Annotated in this window: 15 protein-coding genes; 5 read left to right on the top strand and 10 right to left on the bottom strand. The window is 66.5% G+C overall.

Annotated elements, in window-relative coordinates:
* Positions 1-57 precede the first annotated feature (57 nt).
* Positions 58-1,281 carry a lysylphosphatidylglycerol synthase transmembrane domain-containing protein gene (locus OK015_RS03805; protein WP_442791197.1) on the top strand — a complete coding sequence of 408 codons (1,224 nt, stop codon included), beginning with the start codon at positions 58-60 and terminating at the stop codon, positions 1,279-1,281.
* Here OK015_RS03805 and OK015_RS03800 read toward each other — a convergent pair.
* Complete coding sequence (locus OK015_RS03800; RefSeq protein ID WP_268129375.1) at positions 1,278-1,907, bottom strand: hemophore; 630 nt, start codon at positions 1,905-1,907, stop codon at positions 1,278-1,280. The genes OK015_RS03805 and OK015_RS03800 overlap by 4 nt on opposite strands.
* Before the next feature lie 322 nt (positions 1,908-2,229).
* Here OK015_RS03800 and OK015_RS03795 point away from each other — a divergent pair, with 322 nt between their 5' ends.
* On the top strand, positions 2,230-5,247 hold the full coding sequence (locus OK015_RS03795) for an MMPL family transporter (protein ID WP_268129373.1): 3,018 nt from the start codon (positions 2,230-2,232) through the stop codon (positions 5,245-5,247).
* On the top strand, positions 5,244-5,750 hold the full coding sequence (locus OK015_RS03790; RefSeq protein WP_442791196.1) for an XRE family transcriptional regulator: 507 nt from the start codon (positions 5,244-5,246) through the stop codon (positions 5,748-5,750). Before OK015_RS03795 ends, OK015_RS03790 begins: the two co-directional genes overlap by 4 nt.
* Before the next feature lies 1 nt (position 5,751).
* Here OK015_RS03790 and OK015_RS03785 read toward each other — a convergent pair whose 3' ends face one another.
* Together OK015_RS03785 and OK015_RS03780 are read right to left on the bottom strand one after the other, a co-directional pair.
* Complete coding sequence (locus OK015_RS03785) at positions 5,752-6,441, bottom strand: hypothetical protein (protein ID WP_268129371.1); 690 nt, start codon at positions 6,439-6,441, stop codon at positions 5,752-5,754.
* A complete protein-coding gene (locus tag OK015_RS03780; RefSeq protein ID WP_268129369.1) occupies positions 6,438-7,088 on the bottom strand; it encodes a hypothetical protein in 651 nt (216 codons plus the stop codon). Before OK015_RS03780 ends, OK015_RS03785 begins: the two co-directional genes overlap by 4 nt.
* Positions 7,089-7,165: 77 nt before the next feature.
* On the opposite strand from OK015_RS03780, the gene OK015_RS03775 reads away from it, so the two are divergent.
* Positions 7,166-9,151 carry a M13 family metallopeptidase gene (locus OK015_RS03775; RefSeq protein ID WP_268129367.1) on the top strand — a complete coding sequence of 662 codons (1,986 nt, stop codon included), beginning with the start codon at positions 7,166-7,168 and terminating at the stop codon, positions 9,149-9,151.
* Here the strand turns inward: OK015_RS03775 and OK015_RS03770 are convergent.
* From OK015_RS03770 to OK015_RS03750, 5 genes are all read right to left on the bottom strand, one after another.
* Positions 9,135-11,384, bottom strand: a complete 2,250-nt coding sequence (locus tag OK015_RS03770; protein ID WP_268129365.1) for a molybdopterin-dependent oxidoreductase — start codon at positions 11,382-11,384, stop codon at positions 9,135-9,137. The two genes, OK015_RS03775 and OK015_RS03770, sit on opposite strands and share 17 nt — an antisense overlap.
* A 19-nt stretch (positions 11,385-11,403) precedes the next feature.
* Positions 11,404-11,991 carry a TetR/AcrR family transcriptional regulator gene (locus tag OK015_RS03765; RefSeq protein ID WP_268129363.1) on the bottom strand — a complete coding sequence of 196 codons (588 nt, stop codon included), beginning with the start codon at positions 11,989-11,991 and terminating at the stop codon, positions 11,404-11,406.
* A 96-nt stretch (positions 11,992-12,087) separates the two neighbouring features.
* Positions 12,088-12,864: a TrmB family transcriptional regulator gene (locus tag OK015_RS03760; protein ID WP_268129361.1), complete on the bottom strand. Its 777-nt coding sequence runs from the start codon at positions 12,862-12,864 to the stop codon at positions 12,088-12,090.
* A gap of 71 nt (positions 12,865-12,935) precedes the next feature.
* The gene (locus OK015_RS03755) at positions 12,936-14,570 is read right to left on the bottom strand and encodes a solute symporter family protein (protein ID WP_268129360.1); all 1,635 of its coding nucleotides are present in this window, start codon (positions 14,568-14,570) and stop codon (positions 12,936-12,938) included.
* On the bottom strand, positions 14,567-14,884 hold the full coding sequence (locus tag OK015_RS03750) for a DUF485 domain-containing protein (protein WP_268129358.1): 318 nt from the start codon (positions 14,882-14,884) through the stop codon (positions 14,567-14,569). The genes OK015_RS03755 and OK015_RS03750 overlap by 4 nt, the downstream gene beginning before the upstream one ends.
* 450 nt (positions 14,885-15,334) lie before the next feature.
* Between OK015_RS03750 and OK015_RS03745 the strand changes: the two genes are divergently transcribed.
* Positions 15,335-16,468, top strand: a complete 1,134-nt coding sequence (locus OK015_RS03745) for a carbon-nitrogen hydrolase family protein (RefSeq protein WP_268129356.1) — start codon at positions 15,335-15,337, stop codon at positions 16,466-16,468.
* A gap of 11 nt (positions 16,469-16,479) precedes the next feature.
* Here OK015_RS03745 and OK015_RS03740 read toward each other — a convergent pair whose 3' ends face one another.
* Positions 16,480-17,481 (bottom strand): L,D-transpeptidase, encoded by a 1,002-nt coding sequence (locus OK015_RS03740; protein ID WP_268129354.1) that lies wholly within the window; start codon positions 17,479-17,481, stop codon positions 16,480-16,482.
* 118 nt (positions 17,482-17,599) lie between these two features.
* Positions 17,600-18,841 (bottom strand): MFS transporter, encoded by a 1,242-nt coding sequence (locus tag OK015_RS03735; protein WP_268129353.1) that lies wholly within the window; start codon positions 18,839-18,841, stop codon positions 17,600-17,602.
* Positions 18,842-18,887: the final 46 nt, after the last annotated feature.

Genomic DNA, 18,887 nt, shown 5'->3' with positions numbered 1-18,887 from the left:
ACACGCTCGGAGTTGCGACTCGATCGCGGTGCCACCAGCACGGTTACCCTAAATCACGTGTCGCACGACGCACCCATCCGCAACCTCCGCTTCCCGGGCGGCGGCGCATTCGCCCATCAGGGTGAGCCACTGGCCCCCGCGCGCGGGGGCCAGACGCCGCGGGGCAAGTACTGGTGGGTGCGATGGGTAGTGCTGGGCCTGGTCGCGATCGTGCTCGGCGTCGAGGTCGCACTGGGCTGGGATCAGCTGGCCAAGGCCTGGACGAGCCTGTTCCAGGCCAACTGGTGGTGGTTGCTCGCGGCGGTGGCCGCGGCGGCCGCGTCGATGCACAGCTTCGCCCAGATCCAGCGCACATTGCTGAAGTCCGCCGGGGTGCACGTGAAGCAGCTGCGGTCCGAGGCCGCCTTCTACGCCGCCAACTCGCTGAGCACCACGCTGCCCGGCGGCCCGGTGCTATCGGCGACGTTTTTGCTTCGCCAGCAACGTATTTGGGGCGCCTCGACCGTGGTGGCGTCCTGGCAGTTGGTGATGTCGGGCGTGCTGCAGGCGGTGGGTCTGGCCCTGCTCGGGTTGGGCGGCGCTTTCTTCCTGGGCGCCAAGAACAACCCCTTCTCGTTGTTGTTCACGCTCGGCGGCTTCATCGCGTTGCTGCTGCTTTCCCAGGCGGTGGCATCCCGGCCGGAACTGATCGAGGGCATCGGCACCCGCGTCTTGGCGTGGTTCAACTCGGTTCGCGGCAAGCCGATTGACACCGGGCTGGCGAAGTGGCGAGAGATCCTCATGCAGCTCGAATCGGTCAGCCTGGGGCGGCGCGACCTGGGGGTGGCGTTCAGCTGGTCGATGTTCAACTGGATTGCCGACGTCGCCTGCCTCGCGTTCGCCGCGTACGCGGCCGGCGACCACGCGTCCGTCGCCGGGCTGACCGTGGCCTACGCGGCCGCGCGTGCCGTCGGCACGATTCCGCTGATGCCGGGTGGGCTGTTGGTCGTCGAGGCGGTGCTGGTACCCGGCCTGGTGTCCAGCGGTATGTCGTTGCCCAACGCGATCTCGGCCATGCTGCTCTATCGGCTGATCAGCTGGCTGCTCATCTCCGCCGTCGGCTGGGTGGTGTTCTTCTTCGTGTTCCGCACCGAAAAGCCGGGCGGCTCCGACGACGACCCGCCGACCGGTCCGCTGCCCGTGCTCGAGCCGCAGCTGCGGCACTGGAACGATGTCACCGCCGACGACGCCGCGCTGCAGGGTCCGTTACCGCCACCCGAACCGGGGAAAGGCGCCGGCTAACCGACGTTGTTCTGCCGCGACGGGCCGGGAAGCGTGCCGCCCGCCCCCGGCGGGGCCGGCGCGGTCGCTGCGGGCGGGAACGGCGCCGGGGCCGGCGAATTCCCCAATCCTGCGCCGGCCGGCGCCGTCGCCGCCGACGAGGCCCCCGGCGCTGCATTCACCGGCAGCGTGCCCAGGCCAGCGGCGGGCGAGGCGGGCAACCCGCCCGGCAGGCCGGCGCCGCCACCGGGCGCCTGCTGCATCATCACCCCCATCGCCTGCGGGATGCCGATCGGCAACTTGCACTGCGTCGAAAGGCTGGTCAGCGGCTGCGCGACCCCAGCCATATCGGCAGCCACCTTGGGGTTGGCTTCGAAGTAGGACTTCAGCGAGGTGACCGACTGCGAGCCGCCCTGCTGCCGCAGCATCGTGGTCATCGTCTGGTTGGTTTCGGGATGGGAGTCCAGGTAGTCGCCCATCAACTTGGAGACCGAGCCGATCGTCCGGGCGACTTGGCTGGCCGCGCACGGGTCGGTGGCGCCGGTCGCCGGCGGGCCGGCCATCAGTGCAACGGCGGTGGCGGGCCCTGCGGCGGCGATCAACCCCGCAACGAGCGTGCGCCGTCTGGTCTTGAAGGGTGTCTTCATGCCTGAACTCCTCACGGTTTGCCGATGCTGCCGAGAGGCGGCGCAGTACAAACTGTTGCGATAGACCGGCCACATTCAGTGCGGAGCTCCCCAGCGCCCCGCGCGGCCCAGCGACATCCTGCCATCCGGGTCCATGCCCTGCCACCTGGTGTGACCCAGGTGCCACTTGATCACCGGTTCGCAACGAGTCGGCGGCGACTTGGCTACGGAGCCGTCTGCGCAGCTCACGAATTCGTTAAGCCGAACTAATGCACAGGCCTCTGCGGTATCGTCGCCAGCACGCGGAAGCGAGATACTCGGGGAGCCTGAAATCCAGCAGTTTATGATGCGCCTCAGCCGCAGCCTGCGCAGATACCGCTGGCTGGTCTTCGCAGGCTGGTTGCTGGCATTGGTCCCGGCGGTCTACTTGGCCCTGACGCAGTCCGGAAATCTCACCGGCGGTGGTTTCGAAGTGGCCGGCTCCCAGTCGTTGAAGGTCCACGACCAACTCGAGGAGCAGTACCACGACCTCGGAGCGTCGTCGTTGGCGCTGGTGGCAGCCCCGCGCCCGGATGCCAGCTATGAGGACATGAACAAGGCCGTGGCGCAGCTGCGGCAGATCGCCGGCGAATTCCCCGGCGTCACGGAGAAACCCAACCCCGTGCAGCGCCCGCCGCAACCCGACCGACCGTATGTGCTGACGCTGCGCCTCGACTCCCGCAACTCCGGCACCAGCGACATCGCCAAGCGGCTACGGCAAGAGGTGGGCGTCAAGGGCGACCAGTCCGGGCAGACCGCGGACGGCCGGGTGCGGCTTTACGTCATCGGTCAGGGCGCGCTGAGCGCGGCCGCGGCGGCGAACACCAAACATGACATCGCCGCGGCCGAACGCTGGAACCTGCCGATCATCCTGATCGTCTTGCTCGCGGTGTTCGGCTCGCTGGCCGCCGCGGCCATACCGCTGGCGCTGGGCGTCTGCACGGTCGTGGTGACCATGGGACTGGTCTACTTTCTGTCGGCCTACACCACGATGTCGGTGTTCGTGACCTCGACGGTGTCGATGTTCGGCATCGCGCTGGCCGTGGACTATTCGCTGTTTATCCTGATGCGGTTCCGGGAGGAGCTGCGGGCCGGGCGCCAGCATCGCGAAGCGGTCGACGCCGCGATGGCCACCTCCGGGCTGGCGGTGGTGCTGTCCGGATTGACGGTTGTCGCGTCGCTCACCGGGATCTACCTGATCAACACGCCGGCGCTGAAATCGATGGCTACCGGGGCGATCATGGCCGTCGCGGTCGCCATGCTGACATCGACGACCTTGACGCCCGCGGCGCTGGCCACGTTCGGCCGGGCGGCCGCCAAGAGGTCGGTGCTGCTGCACTGGTCGCGCCGCCCGGAAAGCACACAGTCCCGGTTCTGGAACCGCTGGGTCGGATCGGTGATGCGCCGGCCGTGGATATCATCGCTCGCCGCGGCTACGGTGCTGCTCGTCATGGCGGCACCGGCGGCCTCGATGGTGCTGGGCAACAGCTTGCTGCGCCAGTTCGACTCCTCGCACGAGATCCGCGCCGGGGTCGCCGGGGCATCCCAAGCCCTCGGACCCGGCGCGCTGGGCCCCATCCAGGTGCTGGTCAGCTTTCCCGACGGCGGCGCGTCCGCCCCCGAACACAGCCAGACGCTGGCCGCCGTCCGCGAGCGAATGACGCAGGCCCCCAACATCGTCTCGGTGACCCCGCCGCAATTCGCCGACGACAACAGCAGTGCTTTGCTGTCGGCGGTGTTGTCGGTCGATCCCGAGGACATGGGTGCCCGTCGCTCCGTCGACTGGATGCGCGCCCAGCTACCCACGGTTCCCAGTGAGGGAACGGCGCGCGTCGATGTCGGCGGCCCGACCGCGTTGATCAAGGATTTCGACGACCGGGTGTCGGCGACGGAGCCGCTGGTGTTGCTCTTCGTCGCGCTGATCGCCTTCGTGATGCTGTTGCTGTCGATCCACTCGGTGTTCTTGGCGCTCAAGGGCGTGCTGATGACGCTGCTGTCGGTTGCCGCCGCCTACGGGAGCCTGGTGATGGTGTTCCAGTGGGGCTGGTTGAAGGATCTCGGCTTCGCCCACATCATTTCGATCGACAGCACCGTTCCGCCGCTGGTGCTGGCGATGACGTTCGGCTTGTCGATGGACTACGAGATCTTCCTGCTCACCCGCATCCGGGAACGCTTCCTGCACACCGGGAACACCCGCGATGCGGTCGCCTACGGCGTGAGCACCAGCGCCCGCACGATCACCAGCGCCGCCCTGATCATGATCGCCGTGTTCATCGGTTTCGCGTTCGCCGGCATGCCACTGGTCGCCGAGATCGGGGTGGCGTGCGCGGTCGCGATCGCGGTCGACGCCACCGTGGTGCGGCTGGTGCTGGTCCCGGCGCTGATGGCGATGTTCGCCCAGTGGAACTGGTGGCTGCCGGGGTGGCTGCGCCGAGTCTTGCCGTCGGTCGACTTCGACAGGCCGCTGCCCGAGGTCGACCTCGGCGACGTCGTCGTCATTCCCGACGACATCTCGGCGCTGACCGCGCCCAGCGCAGACCTGCGGATGGTGCTCAAGTCGGCAGCGAAGCTCAAGCACCTGGCGCCCGACGCCATCACCGTGGCCGATCCGCTGGCCTTCACCGGTTGCGGGCGCAACTGCAAGGACACCGAGGAAACCCGCGGGCAGGGCCCGGGACAGATTCCGCACCAGGTCAACATCGGCGAGGACAGCGTCGCGATCACGGTGGGCGCCAACGGCAGCAACGGTCACCCCCGGGGTCAGTCCGGGGCCAAGAAGCTGGTCGACAACCTGGCGTCGCGCAACGGCATCGGCCGAGCCATGCCGTGGGGCGACCGGCCGGTGCATCCGGTCACCCTTTGGCGAGGGCGATTGTCGGTTGCCATCGACGCGCTCGAGGCCGGCGCTCGCACCTCGGACCGGCCGCACTACGCGCGTCGCAGCCCGGTGGAAACCACCCACGTGCAATTGCCCACCGGCGATCGGCTGCAGGTCCCGACCGGTGCCGAGACGCTGCGCCTCAAGGGCTACCTGATCATGTGTCGTAACAGCAGCCGCGATTTTGCCGAATTTGCTGACATGGTCGACACATTAGAACCGGAAACGGCTGCGGTGGTGCTCGCCGGAATGGACAGGTATTACTGTTGTCAACCGCCCAGGCCGCAATGCATCGCCTCCGAGTTGGTCCGCCAACTCGCGGATCCGAATCCTTCCGATTTGCCTGCCGACGATTTGTCGGAACCCGACGCCAAGGCAGACTGGGATGAGGTCAGGCAGCGCTGCCTGTCGGTGGCCGTCGCGATGCTGGAGGAGGCGAGGTGACGTTGGCAGCCGACCGACGACGCGTTCCGCCGCCCCAGCAGCCCGCGGAGCCTCGTTCCCACGACTTCGATCAGCCGGTCGAGTTCTGGCCGACCGCCGCGATCCGCTCGGCGCTGCAAGGCGGTGACATCGACACCTGGAAGCGGATAGCCGCCGCGCTGAAGCGCGACCCGTTCGGCCGCACCGCCCGCCAGGTCGAGGAAGTCCTCGAGGGCACGCGCCCGTATGGCATCTCCAAAGCGATGTGGGAGGTGCTGGAGCGGGCCCGCACCCACCTGGAGGCCAACGAACGCGCCGAGGTGGCTCGCCACGTGGCGCTGCTGATCGAGCGGTCCGGCCTGGCGCAGCAGGAATTCGCGGCCCGCATCGGGGTGGCATCCGAGGAGCTGGCCACCTACCTCGACGGCAGTGTCAGCCCGTCGGCCTCGCTGATGATCCGGATACGCCGACTGTCGGACCGGTTCGTGAAGGTGAAGTCGTCCCCCTCGGCCGACGCCGACTGATTCAGCGGGCGTTGATCGGCAGCACGTCGGTCACCAGCCAGCCGCCGCCCCGCTTGACCAGTGCCACCCGCAACGCCGGTGCCGCCCGACTGGGCGGCTGACCGGGAATGTTCTGAGTTACCCGCAGGATGACCGCAACACTGGCCGCCGCCGGTCCGATCGCCTCGACTCCGGCCGCCAGCGTCGAGGCCTGCGCCGTGACATTGCGCTTCGCGAGATCGCCGCTGGACTTCTGATACTCCTGCCTGAACGCGTCCGCGCGCTCCGGCACCATCATCGCCGCGGCCCGGTCGATCGAGTTGGCCGGGGCGCTCGGGGTGAACGACGCCATCGCCTCGGCCATCCCGGTGGCGACCTGGACCGCGTCGCGGGAATCGTTTTTGAAGTCGCGGTCGATGCTCGTCCAGTGCGTGTAGCCGGTCAGCACGGCGGCCGCCACGGCGGCCGTGCACAGGACGACAACGGCCAGCCGCAGCCCCGGTGCGTCGTCGTCGGTGCCGACGCTGACCGAGTCACGGCGCAGCAGCCAGAAATTGACCGCCACGCCCTCGGCGATGAGCACCAGCAGCACCGAGCACGCCGACACCCACCACAGCGGCCAGTCGAGGATGACGCCGATCATCAGCAGCGCGCCGACGGTGGCCAACGGCGCCAGGACGTCGAAGGCCAGCAGCCGCCACAGGTTCCTCATCGGATCGACTCCAGGTGAGAGATCATCAACTTTCCGTCGACGTTGGAGACGTCGAGGCGCAGACTCCAGTGCACCGTCTGCGGTTTGGCGCCGACGTTCTCGCTGACCGATGTCGCGACCAGCATCACCGAGTCCGTCCGGGTGGCGAATGGCGGCAGCTTGGTGGTGACCACCGGCCGCGCCACACCGGGTTGGGTGTCCAGGTCGTGGTGCACCGTCTCGATCGCCACCGACTCGATCCGCCCGCTGCTTTGCGACTGCAGCTTCTCGACCACCTGCCGATAGGGCTGCACCGTCGCGTCGAAGTCGGTGTTGAGCTCGCCGACCGTCCCGTCGTGCAGGTGCTGCAGACTGGCGTCGACGTTGGTGCTGTTCATGTTGATCAGCACGCCGGTCCAGTCGGACGCGGTCTGCATGACACGGCTCAGGTAGGTGCGTTCGGCTGCCTCGTCGCGGTGGTCGGACCAGATGATCGCGACGAGCACGATCGCGGCGACCGACAGCACGCCCAGCACCGCCGAGGCGATCCCGTAGGGGGAAAAGATCGCGGCATCCGCGTCGTCGGGTCCTGGGGCATCGGCTTCGCCGTCCGGCGCGCCCACGGGATCTTCGTCGGCCCCCGCCTCGGTCTGTTCGCCCTCCGGCATGGGCGCGAGGTTACCCCGCCGCCGCTTGCCGTCAGCGCAGCAGGAGCCCGGCACGCGGGAGATGGAAGGATGGTGGGGTGACTTATGCGGCCATCCGCTCGGGCCTCGACCTGAGCTACATCGACGAAAATGCCCGTCCCCAAGACGACCTGTTCGGTTACGTGAACGGTCGCTGGCTCGCCGACTACGAGATCCCGCCGGACCGGGCCACCGACGGCGCCTTCCGTACCCTGTTCGACCAGGCCGAGGAGCAGGTCCGCGACCTGATCATCGAAGCGAGCAACAGCGGCGCCGCACCCGGCAGCGACAAGCAGCGCATCGGCGACCTGTACGCCAGCTTCCTCGACGAGGACGCCGTCGAGCGCCGGGGCACCCAACCCCTGCTCGACGAGCTGGCCACCATCGACGGCGCCGCCGACTCGGCGGCCTTGGCCGCTGTCATCGGTGCGCTGCAGCGCACCGGGATGGGCGGCGGCGTGGGCGTCTATGTCGACACCGACTCCAAGAACTCGACCCGCTACCTGGTGCACGTCAACCAATCCGGCATCGGATTGCCCGACGAGTCCTACTATCGCGACGAGCGGCACGCCCAGGTGCTCGCGGCCTACCCGGGGCACATCGCGCGGATGTTCAGCCTGGTGTATGGCGGGGAGCCCGAAGACCACGCCGAGACCGCGGCCCGCATCGTGGCGCTGGAGACCAAACTTGCGGCCGCGCACTGGGATGTGGTCAAACGCCGCGACGCCGATCTGACCTACAACCTGCGTACCTTCGCGCAGTTGCAGACCGAAGCAGCGGGTTTCGACTGGGCCGGCTGGGTCACCGCGCTGGGCGGCACTCCGCAAACCATCGCGGAAGTCGTTGTGCGCCAGCCTGATTACCTCACCGCCTTTGCGGAGCTATGGGATGGCGAAGACCTCGACGACTGGAAGCGCTGGGCGCGCTGGCGGTTGATCCGCGCCCGCGCCTCGTGGCTGACCGACGCCCTGGTCGCGGCGGACTTCGACTTCTACGGCCGCTTGCTGACCGGGACGGAGCAAATCCGGGACCGCTGGAAGCGCGGGGTTTCGCTGGTCGAGAATTTGATGGGCGACTCCGTCGGAAAGCTTTACGTCCAACGGCATTTCCCACCGGACGCCAAGGCCCGCATCGACGCGCTGGTGGACAACCTGCAAGAGGCCTACCGGATCAGCATCAGCAACCTGGACTGGATGACGCCGCAGACCAGGGAGCGCGCGCTGACCAAGCTGCGTAAGTTCACCGCCAAGGTCGGCTACCCGGCGAAGTGGCGCGACTACTCCGCGCTGGTGGTCGACCGCGACGACCTGTACGGCAACTACCGGCGTGGGTATGCGGTCAATCACGACCGCGAACTGGCCAAACTGGGCGGACCGGTGGACCGTGACGAGTGGTTCATGACCCCGCAGACCGTCAACGCGTACTACAACCCGGGGATGAACGAGATCGTCTTCCCCGCAGCTATTTTGCAGCCACCGTTCTTCGACGCCCACGCCGACGATGCCGCAAACTACGGTGGGATCGGAGCGGTGATCGGACACGAGATCGGACACGGCTTCGACGATCAGGGCGCCAAGTACGACGGCGACGGCAACCTGGTCGACTGGTGGACCGACGACGACCGCAGCGAGTTCGGTTCCCGCACCAAGGCGCTGATCGAGCAGTACGAGTCCTACATCCCCCGCGAACTCGACGGCACCCACCACGTCAACGGTGCCTTCACCGTCGGTGAGAACATCGGCGACCTGGGTGGGCTGTCCATCGCCCTGCTGGCCTATCAGCTGTCGCTGGGCGGCGAGCCCGCTCCGGTGATCGACGGCCTGACCGGCGTGCAGCGGGTGTTCTATGGCTGGGCTCAGGTGTGGCGTACCAAATCCCGTGCGGCAGAAGCTATCCGGCGACTCGCCGTGGACCCGCACTCGCCGCCGGAGTTCCGGTGCAACGGTGTCATCCGTAACCTCGACGCCTTCTACGAGGCCTTCGACGTGTCCGAGGACGACGCCTTGTTCCTGGCGCCCCAGCGCCGGGTCAGGATCTGGAACTGACCCCGACAGGGGCCAACGCCTCGATGCGGGCCGGCACGTGCTTGTGCCACGGCGTTCCGGCGTAGGAGTCACGCCACCCGGTCGACGTCAGCGCATTCGGGGCGACACCCGGAACGACGGTGCGCCCGTCGGTGTCGATGTAGTCGAGCCCAAAACCGTTGGGCAGGGCGGCATGTCCGGGAAGCATGGTCTCGGTGATCTCGACGCTCGCCTCGGCGCTGCCCGCCGCGGTGGTGATGCGCACCCGACAGCCGTCGACGAGGCCGAGATCCTGGGCATCTTCGACACTGACGCGCAGAGCTCCGTCGGCGTCGCGTTTGCGCCAGGACGGGTCGCGGAATATGTCGTTGGCGGTGTAGGCGCGCCGCTCGCCCACCGACAACACGATGGGCAATTCCGACGTGGTCAGTTGCGGCCGCGCCGCGGCCAGCGCCCGCAAATCGCGTAGCATTTCCGGGATTTCCAGCGCGATCTTGTGGTCGGAGTGGCTGATCAGCGCGAAGTCGTCCTCGTAGTTGTGCGAGGTGAACGTGACGCCCGACGGGCTGTTCAAAATAGCGTCGAACAGCGCGTTGCCGTCCGCGTGCCCGGCCCGCCGCACCGCGTCGGGGTAAGTCATCGCGGTCTTCTGGGCCAGCCCCCACACCGCGGCGGCCCCGGCCATACCGTCGGGCAGCGTCGGCCCGAGTGTTTCGTACAGGACGTACGGAACCAGCCGCGCCATCGTCGGGTTGGCCGACACGGCCGTGAGAAACGCTTCGGCATACGCCTCGCGGCCCCGTTCGGCGGCCTCACGCAGCGGCCGCAGGTCCGCCTCGTCGACGACGCCGAGTGCGCGCACCAGCCGGGCCCAGATCTCCGGCTCGGGCAGCGTTCCCGGCAGCGGTTTGAGCAGCGGTCGGCGCAAGTGAAAGCCGTTGTGCGGGAACTCGAAATTGAAGAACGTGGCCTCGGTCTTCTCGTATTGGGAAGCCGCGGGCAACACGTAGTGGGCCAGGCGGGCCGTCTCGGTCATCGCGACGTCGACGACCACCATCAGTTCCAGCGACTGAAAGGCTTCCCGGCAGGCCGTCGAGTCGGCAAGCGAGTGCGCGGGGTTGCCGCTTTCGACGATCATCGCCCGGAATCGGTCGGGGTGGTCGGTGAGGATCTCCTCGGGCACGACGTTGGACGGCACCAGGCCGGCGATGATGGGAGCACCGGTGACGGGGGTGCGGCCCGAAACGGTGCTGAACAGTGACGCCAGCGACGAATGCAGGTGCTGGCCGCCCTTTTTCGCGAAGTTGCCGGTGAGAATCCAGAGCAGCTTGTTCAAGTAGGAACTCAGGGTGCTGTTCGGCGCCTGCTGGATTCCGAGGTCTTCGAACACCGAGACGCTCTGCGCGGTGCCGATACGCCGCGCCGCGGTACGCAGTAACTCTTCGTCCACCCCGCAGCGCCGCGCGTAGCCGGCGACCGAGACGTCGCGCAGCGCAGCGCGTACGGTGTCGACACCATGTACGTGCTCGGCGAGAAATGCTTCGTTGCAAAGGTCTTCCTGAACCAGGACCGCCGCCAGGGCGGCCAGGCACCACGCGTCGGTGCCCGGTCGCACCCGCAGGTGGAAGTCGGACATCTTCGCTGTGTCGGTGACGACGGGGTCGATCACGATCAACGATCGGTTGAGATCCTTGGCGATCTCGTTGAGTACCACCCGAGCCCGGGGAAAGCTCTGTGACATCCACGGGTTCTTCCCGACGAACACTGAGACTTCGGCGTGCTCGAACTCGCCTCGGGTATGCCCGCCGTACAGATGGCCGTCGACCCAGGCTTCGCCGGTCTTCTCCTGCGCCAACGCATTTGACCGATATTTCGACCCCAGGGCCTTGAGGAAGGCGCCGCTGTATGCCCCGCCCAGATGGTTGCCCTGCCCGCCGCCGCCGTAGTAGAAGATCTTGTCGCCGCCGTAGGTGTCACGGATGGACTTGAATCCCTCGGCGATCTCGACAATCGCGGTGTCCCAATCGATTTCTTCGTAGCTGCCGTCGGCACGGCGGCGCATCGGGGAGGTCAGCCGGGCGCGGTTGTTCTGGTAGTGGTCCAGCCGCAGCGCCTTGTTGCACGTGTAGCCCTGCGACGCCGGATGGTTCTTGTCGCCGCGGATTCGCGACAGCGTGCGATCTTCGACTTGTACGACGATGCCGCAGTTGCATTCACAGAGGATGCATGCGGTGGACTGCCAGTCTGCGGTCATCGCGAGACTTCCCTTCGTACTACTTTTGCGGAGCATTCTTCGAAGCGGCCAGCAGCGAATTGCGCAGCTGCCGGTGGATGAGATCCAGCGGCGCCACGTCGCGCCGCACTCGGGCCAGCACGATGGCACCCTCGAGCGCCGAGGTCGTCAGCACCGATAGTTCGCCGGCCTGCTCGGTCGGTATGCCGTCGGCAATGAGGCGCTGCGTGATCTGGCCGGTCCAGCGGTCGAACACCGCTGCCGCGCGCGCGATCACGGGGCCCATCCGTTCGCGGTCCTCGTTGTCCCCGGACTCCACGGAGACTGCCACGACCGGGCAGCCTGCACGGAAATCGCTGTCCAACAACTGGCGGCGGTACCTGGCGATCAGCGTGTCCAGCAATTCGAGGCCGCTGTCGGCCTCGGCGATGACGGCGGCGACGTGCTCGCCGGCGTAGTCGACCGCCTCGCAGAGTAGTTGGGTTCGCCCGCCCGGAAAGTGGTGATACGCCGACCCGCGCGGCGCGCCGCTGTGCTGCAGAACGTCCGAAATCGCGGTCGCGTGGGCGCCGCGTTCCCGGATCAACAGTGCGGCGGAAACCACCATCCGTTCGCGTGGACTGCGCATCGCCACCCCTCTCAGCTTATGTATGATGCTATACATAATCGTTGCGTCGGCGAAAGTTCTCGGGGCGGATTCGCGGTCCCGAGCGGGAACCCGCGGCTAGCCGAGCACTCCGGGCTGACCAGCGGCGACGGCCCAAAGGACCTCGAACAAGTTGTGCTGCATCTCGACGTATTCGAGGCTCTCGACTACCAGAGCAAAGTTCTCGCGCTTGGACGAAATCATCGCCGCCGACACGTCGCCGATGATCATCGACATCGTGAAGACGTATTCGGCGGGTACATAGCGGGTGCGGCGATAGTCGTCATGGCTGGTGGGCCAGCCACCGGGCAGATCCTTTTCGGGCGACCTCAGCACATGCAGCCACAACTGACGCTCACGGCGCCCGGCGATGTATTCCTGCATCGCCTCGACCCCCGGCACGCTCAACAAATCGCGCATCGACAGAACGCCGCGTAGCGGCGACGGCCAGTCCAAGGTCTCGAACAACGCCGTCCTGATGCCACTCGTGCCCTCTAGATACCGCACCCGGGGCGCGGTGCCGGCCTTGGCATGAAAGGCGCGCAGTTGTGGCACCACCGATTCCAGGACCCGGCGACGCTGACTCCATTCGTCCAGCAGACGTTGCGGATCAGCAGCTTGCACAATGGTTTTGGGGCGTCCGCTGGCTTTCGGATCATCGCGATGGCTGCCACCTTCGATCAGCGAGAGCAGCCCACGTTGGGCAAGCCGTTTGGCGATGTCGTAGGCGTTGGTGCGGCCGATCCGCGACGCCTCGGCGAGCTGGGCAATGGTTGCCGAGTCCATGTTGAGCGCAGCCAGATAGAACCGGGCCTCCTTCGGTTCCAGCCCGGCCTCAACGAGCTCTGCCCACATTGCTTCTGTCTCCCATCAGGGTCTGGGGAGCATCCCTCGGCGAAGCCACAGCGTTCGCCGCGGCAACCGTGTCAATGGGCGAGGGCCTTTTCCACGCCGACGCCGGTGAGAGATCGAACCTCCATTTCTGCTTGCTTGGCCGGGTCCTCGGGCCGGCGTCGCCCGAGGTAGGTCCCGGCGATGCCGAGCGCGAACGCCAGCGGAATGCTGACAATGCCCGGGTTCGCAAGCGGAAACCAGGCGAAGTCGGTGTGCGGGAACATCGCCGAGCGATTTCCGGAAACCGCGGGCGAGAAAACGATGAGCACCAGACAACTGAGCAGCCCGCCATAGATGCTGAACAAGGCGCCGACGGTGTTGAAGCTCTTCCAGAACAACGAATACAGCAGGGTTGGCAGGTTCGCCGAGGCGGCGACGGCAAATGCCAGAGCTACCAGGAACGCGACATTCTGGCCCATCGCAAGGATGCCGAGCACGATGGCCAGGATGCCGATCACCACGACCATGATCCGCGATACCCGAACCTGTTGCTCCTCGGAGGCCGCCCCGCGTTTGATCACGCCGGCGTAGATGTCGTGCGCGAACGACGTGGCCGCGGTGATCGCCAGGCCGGCCACCACCGCGAGGATCGTGGCGAATGCGACGGCGGCGATCACACCGAGGAATACGGTTCCGCCCAGCTTGAACGCGAGCAACGGCGCAGCGGAGTTCTCTTTTCCGGCGGTCGCGAGTATCACGTCGGGGCCGACCAACCAAGCCGCGCCGTAGCCGATGGCCAGTGAGAACAGGTAGAAAAGTCCGATCAAGCCGATCGCCCACGTGACAGAGCGGCGGGCCTGGATGGCGGTGGGAACCGTGTAGAAGCGCATCAGCACATGGGGCAAACCGGCGGTTCCCAGCACCAGGGCGATACCCAACGACAGGAAGTCCAGCTTGGTGATGTGAGTCGCGCCGTACTTGGCGCCCGGTTCCAGGATGTCGCGACCGGCGACGGCATCGTTGGTCGAATGGTCAACCACCGCTTGGGCATTGGCGAGCAGCTGGGAGAAATCGCCGCGCACCGCGATCACGACCAGTGCAAACATGATCGCCGCACCCGTCACCAGCAAAACGGCCTTCACCATCTGCACGTAAGTGGTGCCCTTCATCCCGCCGATGAGCACATACGCGATCATCAACACGCCGACAACGGCGACCACAGTCGACTGGCCAACCCGGCTTCGGACGTCGAGCAACAACGCGACGAGTCCACCGGCTCCGGCCATCTGGGCGAGCAGATAGAACAGCGAGACCGTCAGGGTCGACAAGGCGGCGGCCATGCGGACGGGACGCTGGCTGAGCCGGAAGCTCAACACATCGGCCATCGTGAAGCGACCCGTATTCCGCAGCATCTCCGCGACCAGGAGCAGGGCTACCAGCCACGCCACCAAAAAGCCGATCGAATAAAGGAATCCGTCGTAGCCGTAAATCGCGATGGCTCCGGACACACCAAGGAACGACGCAGCCGACAGGTAGTCACCGGCGATCGCTAATCCGTTTTGCGCGCCGGAGAACTCACCTCCGCCGGTGTAGAAATCGGTTGCCCTCTTGGTGGTTCGACCGGCCCGGATCACCAACGCCATCGAGCCCGCGACGAAGACAGCGAAGACAGCGATGTTGATCAGTGGATTTCCGACGTTGCCAGCAGCCGCAAGGGTAGCCGTCACTCGCCCGCTCCTTCGAGGTCGCTGCGGATCTTCGCGGCCCGCGGATCGAGCGTTCGGCCGGCGAACCTCACGTAGAGCACGGTGATCCCGAAGGTCGTGACGAATTGGCCGAAGCCAAGCACCACACCGAGATTGACGTTGTCGAACACCTTTATCGCCATGAACGCGTGCGCATACGTGGCGAGCAACATGTAGGCCAGATACCACGCGAGGAAGAACGCCGTCATCGGAAAGACAAATCGGCGCACTCGGTAGCGCAGCTCTTGGAACTCCGGGTCGGCTTGCACGCGCACGAAGTCATCGGGCTTCGGCATTGTTCTCGCCGCGTGCTGTTCTTCTGTCCCGTCGGAATCGAGGCCTACCGAACTCGAATTGTCCACTGAATGGCCATTATTAAGCGACTGCGGCACGGTGATAGGCGCGGTAGGACCGCCTTGTTGTTGGCCACTCGTTGTTGGCTGTGACACACCGAACCTCCGAATTCAGCGAAAAGCAGCGTGTCGAACAACGTCGACTTCAAGATGAGCCGCGCCTCGAATAGTGTTGTGCATCACTATAAGCGGCAATACACCGTCGGCAACTCCGCAGTGGAAGCCTTTTCCTCCTACGCTGTCGACTGATTTCGACAACCTCCTACCGCCACGATAGTTGTCGAGAAATGTCGACAATCATGTCGGAATCGATGGCAGGACAACCTGATTGACAGTCAATCAGCATTGAATAGAGTGGGATTCGCCGATCAACCAGAACCCGAAACATTGTCGATGGATCAGAACAATCTCGAGAAGGGCAACGACATGTCATCACTCGACCTCCCGAAGGTGGCCGTCGCCGCCGTCAACGCGGCGCCCGTCTTTCTCGACCTGCAGGCCAGCCTCGACAAGGTGGACGACCTCGTCGCAACCGCCGCTCGAGACGGTGCGCAGTTGGTCGTCTTCGGTGAGGCGTTTCTCGCCGGATTCCCGGTCTGGAATGCTGTTCTTGCTCCGATCGATCAACATGATTGGCACGAGCGGCTCGTTGCCGAGTCGATCGTGGTGCCCAGTCCCCAGACAGAGCGTCTCGGCCGCATTGCCCGTGCGCACGGGGTGACACTGTCCGTAGGGGTCAACGAACGCAACCCTGACAGCCTGGGCCAACTCTGGAACTCGAACCTGGTGTTCGACCCGAGCGGCCGGCTGGTGAATCACCGTCGCAAGCTCGTGGCCACCTGGTACGAACGCCTGACCTGGTCACACGGAGACGCTCACGACCTGCGGCCGGTCGAGCTCGGCGGATGGCACCTCGGCGCGCTCATCTGCGGCGAAAACACAAACACGCTGGCGAGATTCACCCTGCTCGCTCAGGGTGAACGGCTGCATATCGCGACCTACCCGCCGGCTTGGCCGTTCGACGGCCGGTCCGAGGACTTCGACTACGACCTCGCCGAGTTCATCCGGCTCCGCAGCGCCGCCCACGCGTTCGAGGGCAAGGTGTTCGTCGTTGTCGCGGCGACGACGCTGGACGCGACTGCCATCCGTGAGGTGGCACGCGGTGACGCCCGCATCGAAAAGGCCTTGACGGCAACACCTCCCGCCGCGATGGTGATCGGCCCCGACGGCCAGGTCGTCGCCGGACCGATGACCGAGCCGGAAGGAATACTGCACGCCGAGGTCGACCTACGCAAGGAAGTCATCGCCAAGCAGGCCCACGACATCGTCGGCACCTACAACCGTGCGGACATCTTCAGCCTGTCGGTCGACATGAGCCGGCCCGCGATTCTGCGTGCGAATCACTCTGTGAGCGAACCGAATCACGGATCAATCGAACAGCGGTCTTGGGCCCGGGCCGACGCACCCGTTTCGACCACCGACGACCACGTCGTCGTCACGAACAATCTGGGCCCGGGCTCGGCATAGCCGCCGTCTGACTAGTTCATCCAGTCGGCGGAGCCGTCGTTCTTCTTGTAGTTCCCACCGGTGGAGTTCTTCACGATGATCGGATCACCCGTCCCGAAGTTGTCGAAGAACCACTTCGCGTTGCTGGGGCTGATGTTGATGCAGCCGTGGCTGACGTCGCGCTTGCCCTGGTCGTCCACCGACCACGGGGCGCTGTGCACGAAGTCGCCGACGTTGTCGAACCGGACGGCCAGCTCGACGGTCACCTTGTAGCCGTACGTCGAGTTGACCGGGACCCCGTAGGTCGAGGAGTCCATCACCACCGAGGGCATCTTTTCTTGCACGTAGTACGTGCCGTTGGGGGTTTGGTGGTTGCCCGACGTCATGCCCATCGACATCGGGATGGTCTTCTCCACGGTGCCGTTGCGCGTGACGGTGAGTTGATGCGTGGCATCGTCGGCCGTGGCGATCAGCTGGTCTCCGGTCCGGAAGCTCGACCTGGTGCCGCCGGCGTCGATGTTCACCGCGGTGTTGGCGGGCCAGAAGTTCAGCGGGCGCCAGCGCAATTGGGTCGGGGTCATCCAGTAGAACTTGCCCGGCACCGGCGGGATCGACGAGACGTGCACGGCGGCTTGGGCCGCACCGGCGTCGTCGACCCGGCCGGGGAAGTTGATGATCACCGGCTGCCCCACGCCCACCATCGAGCCGGTTTTCGGGACGAACGAGGGAGTCCCGAACGGCGCCGTGCCGGTGAACGGGGTCGGGTCCTGCCCGTCGGCGGCCGGCATGGCCACCGGCGGAGCCCACGGCGGCGGAGGCGGAGCCTGCGGGTCACCCGGCGGAGGCGGCAACCCCGGCAACGGCGGCAGCTGGAAGGGCGGCGGCGCAGGAGCGGGGGGTGCGGCGACCACATTGGGGTCGGCGGGAACCGGGTCCGGATCCGCCACTGCGGGGCCGGTGCCCAGCACCAGCACAGCGGTGGCACCGGCTGCGTTCAGAGCCGCGAAGAGGCTTGCCCTCGTCCAGCCCGACATATGCATCCCCTCCAGTAAGTTACTGGACCCAGTGTGGCATAGCGGCGCGACCAGCTATCTAATCTGCGCCCGGCGCAGCGCCGCTCAGGCGGGCAATTAGGGGGTCTGAACTGCTACGTTATGAATCGCGTGAGCTTGGTGGAGCAACGTCCAGCATCCGCTTGTTGGCCGCAATGCCGGCCAGCGCGATGCCCATCAAACCCGCCGACGCGGTGAGCATCGTCGCCACGCTGTGCTCGTAGAACAACCCACCGGCCAGTGAGCCGGCCATGATGCCCACCTGGAACGCCGTCACGTACAGACCGGACGCCCCGTCGGGGTCGTCGGCCCCGTTGCGCATCGCGGCGGATTGCATCATCGGCGACACCGCGGTGGCCATGGCACCCCACAGCACGATCGCGGCGGTCCCGATCAGCGCGGTGGCCGCGGTGGTGCGGTCCCCGAACGACAGCGCGCTCAGCACCACGAACGCGGCGGTCAATCCCGCCATGCACAGGATGACGGCACCCCGGGGCCGACGGTCGAGCGGGCGCGCCACCAGGGACACCGACAGCAGGCCCGCCACGCCATAGGCGGCCAGCAACCAGGCCTGATTCGGCCCACGTACGCCGACGACGTCGCGGATGACCACCGAGATGTAGGTGTACGAGACGAAATGGCCGGTGACCGCGACCATCGCGAGCAAACTCACCGTGATCAACCGCGGATTGCGGTGGTGGCGCGACCGGGGGCCAACGCAGGCGAGCTGGCCCTCGGTGAGCACCATTTCGGGCAGCATCGCGCGGGCGGCGACCGTGACGATGACCGCCGCGGCCAAGACACATACGACCGCCAGCCGCCAGCCCCACATCAGGCTCAACGCCGCGGTGAGTGGGCTACCGATCACCAGGGCGAGGCTGGTCCCGACATAGATCGACGTCGTCGCGCGTCCCGCATGGCTGGCCGGTACCAGCCGGGTGGCGATCGGGGCGATCACCGCCCACAGCAGGCCGTGCGTGAATGCGCACAGCACCCGGCCGGCGGCCAGCACCGCGAAGTTGGGCGCCAACGCCGAGATCACCTGCGAAGCGGTCAGGCAGGTCAGGCTGAGCATCAGCGCGCGCCGGCGCGGCCAGTGCGCCGTCCAGCGCACCAGCGGCACCGTCGTCAGGGCGGCGACCAGGGCATACCAGGTCAGCAGGGTGCCGACGTAGACGACGCTGACGTGCAGATCGCGGGAGATCGCGGACAGCGCGCCGACCGGCAGGATCTCGGCCGTGACATAGATGAAGGCCGCCGCGGCCAGCACTGCGAGCTGCGCCGCGATCCGTGGTGTCCACGTTCGCGCCGCAGCTGCGGCTGTTCCGGTTTCGGCAGTCATGGCGTGGGATACGGTATCGGCCGGGCTCCCCAATTCCTGGGTTGTC

This window comes from Mycobacterium sp. Aquia_216, assembly GCF_026723865.1.
Classification (GTDB): Bacteria; Actinomycetota; Actinomycetes; order Mycobacteriales; family Mycobacteriaceae; genus Mycobacterium.
The sequence above is the reverse complement of the archived record's forward strand: the minus strand, read 5'-3'. Positions and strand labels throughout refer to the sequence as shown.